The sequence below is a fragment of the Bradyrhizobium sp. genome, assembly GCF_049586575.1.
Lineage (GTDB): Bacteria > Pseudomonadota > Alphaproteobacteria > Rhizobiales > Xanthobacteraceae > Bradyrhizobium.
Window position 1 is genome coordinate 1 of the sequence record NZ_JBAVCF010000790.1, and the last position, 2,579, is coordinate 2,579.

The 2,579-nt window shown below is 61.3% G+C and carries 3 protein-coding genes; 1 reads left to right on the forward strand and 2 read right to left on the reverse strand.

The window, feature by feature from the left end; translation table 11 throughout:
• Positions 1–3: 3 nt before the first annotated feature.
• The gene (locus tag WB528_RS28230) at positions 4–990 is read right to left on the reverse strand and encodes an aldo/keto reductase (protein ID WP_423892719.1); all 987 of its coding nucleotides are present in this window, start codon (positions 988–990) and stop codon (positions 4–6) included.
• 230 nt (positions 991–1,220) lie between these two features.
• Here WB528_RS28230 and WB528_RS28235 point away from each other — a divergent pair, with 230 nt between their 5' ends.
• A complete protein-coding gene (locus tag WB528_RS28235; RefSeq protein WP_423892722.1) occupies positions 1,221–1,598 on the forward strand; it encodes a VOC family protein in 378 nt (125 codons plus the stop codon).
• Positions 1,599–1,676: 78 nt separating this feature from the next.
• On the opposite strand, the gene WB528_RS28240 is transcribed toward WB528_RS28235, so the two are convergent.
• The coding region (locus tag WB528_RS28240) for an alpha/beta hydrolase (protein WP_423892724.1) at positions 1,677–2,579 on the reverse strand (903 nt) is incomplete at its 5' end.

Consider the following 2,579-nt stretch of genomic DNA (forward strand, 5'->3'; position numbering starts at 1 on the left):
CCGCTAGCGCCCGACCAAGCGTTGCAGCTGCTCGGTGTACCTCGCCCCCGTCACCCCAATCTTGGAGACGGCGTCGCCGATCTCGCGCAGGTCACTCGCTGTCAGCTCCAAAGAAGCAGCCCCGATATTTTCCTCGAGGCGATGCAGCTTGGTGGTTCCTGGAATGGGAACGATCCACGGCTTCTGGGCCAAAATCCACGACAACGCCAGCTGCGCCGGGGTCGCGCGCTTGCGCGCAGCGATTGCACTGAGCACATCGACCAGGCCCTTGTTGGCCTTGCGGGCTTCGGGAGCAAAGCGCGGTACGTTATTGCGAAAATCCTTGGGATCGAAGGCGGTGCTTTCGTCGATCTTTCCGGTCAGAAAGCCTCTGCCGAGCGGGCTGAAGGGAACGAAGCCAATGCCCAACTCTTCGAGCGTCGGAAAGACGGTCGTTTCGGGTTCTCGCCACCACAGCGAATACTCGCTCTGCAGCGCCGTCACCGGTTGGACCGCGTGGGCGCGGCGGATGGTCTGAGCTCCCGCTTCGGACAATCCGAAGTGCTTGACCTTCCCCTCGGCGATCAGTTTCTTCACAGCGCCCGCGACTTCTTCGATCGCCACCGACGGGTCTACCCGGTGCTGGTAGAAAAGATCGATCGATTCGACCTTGAGGCGCTTCAGCGAGGCTTCCGCGACTTCGCGGATGTGCTCTGGCCGGCTGTCGAGGCCGCCCTGTTTGCCTGCGTCGATTTTGAAGCCGAACTTCGTGGCGATCGCCACTCGGCCGTGGAACGGTGCCAACGCCTCGCCGACCAACTCCTCGTTGCTGTAGGGGCCGTAAATCTCGGCGGTGTCAAACAAGGTGATGCCACGCTCGACCGCGGCGCGGATCAACGCAATCATTTGCGCCTTGTCGCCCGGCGGCCCATAACCATGACTCATGCCCATGCAGCCGAGACCTAGTGCCGAGACCTCGAGATTGCTCTTTCCAAGTTTGCGCTTTTGCATGGCCACACCTCGTTCGCCGCGTCGCCTGACTGAAGTCGGCATATTCAACCTCCCGGCTCCGAAACGGAAGACTTGCCGCGCGATATCGTGACGCCATTTGACGCTGCCCCACGCCGCCGCGTAAGTTAATCGCTGAAAGCCGCGCCCGTCGCGGCTTTCCTATTTCCGCGAGCCGCGCTGGCATTGTCAGATCGCGGCTTTGTTTTAATGCCACCCCGCCAGGAGCCGACATGCTCGCATCTTCCAGACTGCAGACCATCGTTTGGACCTCGCGTATTGCCGAGGCCGAGAAATTCTACGGCGGTGTGCTCGGCTTGCCGCTCAAAGGTAAATCACATGGCGCACTCGTCTACGATGTGGGCGGCAGCGACCTGCGCGTATCCCCGGTGCCTTCCACGCAGCCGTCGGCGCATACGGTGTTGGGCTTCGCCGTGCCGGATATCGGAACAACGATTGAGCGCCTGGGTGAACGCGGCGTGAGTCTTGAAACATTTGCCGGCTTTCCGCACGACCTCGCGGGCATTCTGACCATGCCCGACGGCGCAAAGGTCGCATGGTTCAAAGATCCGGACGGCAATCTCTTGTCCATAGTGCAGTACGCGGCATGAGCCACGCCGGCTTTCGCGTCATCTGCCGGCCCGCAGCATTCGATGCAGCGTTTCAGGCCCGTCAGGATTTGATCCCGCTCATCGACGCTTCAGAAAATCTTCCAAGGTCGTGCAGTACTTTTCGGGCTCTTCGTATGCGGGCAAATGGCCGCTTTTCTCGAAAAATACGAGTTGCGCTCCCGGTATGGCGTGCGCCATGCGCCACGCGGTGAGCGGTGCCACGTTCATGTCGTAGCGGCCGGTGATAACCAAGGTGGGAAACCGAAAACCCTTCAGCGCCTCGGTGAGATCGAGATTTTCCGTGGCTTTCGAGACGGCGCTGCCGACCGACGGTTCAAAGCCCAGATCTCCCATGTGCGCAAGATAGGCGTCACGCATTTCCGGGGAGTAAAACATCATTCGCATGTGATTGACCAAACCCGCGCGGGCGGCAGCATCGGGATCGCCGCTCAAGCGCTTGGCTTCCTTCTCGCCCCGTTCCTCCTGGTCGGGAAAGACTTGGGGAAGGAGGTGAACCATGCCCTTCCACGAGGGTGCGGGGGAATCCGACAAGATCAACCGGGCGACGTGTTCCGGGTGTGCGGCGGCATAGGCCATCGCGATCATTCCACCGTAGGAATCTCCCAGGACCGCGGCGCGGTCCAGCGCCAAAGCCTTGCGGATGGCGTCGAGGTCGGCAATCTGCGCCTCCATGGTCTGCGGCGCATCGGGTTGCATATGTTTGGAGGCGCCGGTGCCGCGCTGATCGTAGAGCACGACTAAGCGGTGCGCGGCGACGCACTGCCATAAATCGTTCTGCATCATGTAGGCGTGGGAAAGCCCTGGGCCGCCATTGACGGCGATGATGGGAATCTCCGCGCCGGGCGCGCCGAAGGTCTCGTAGCCCAAGTCGACCTCAGGCGTGTGCACTGACCGCAAACGGTGTGCAACTTCTGCACGAAGCAGCGTCGGCATGAGGATCGCCAACACAAACAGCAGCTT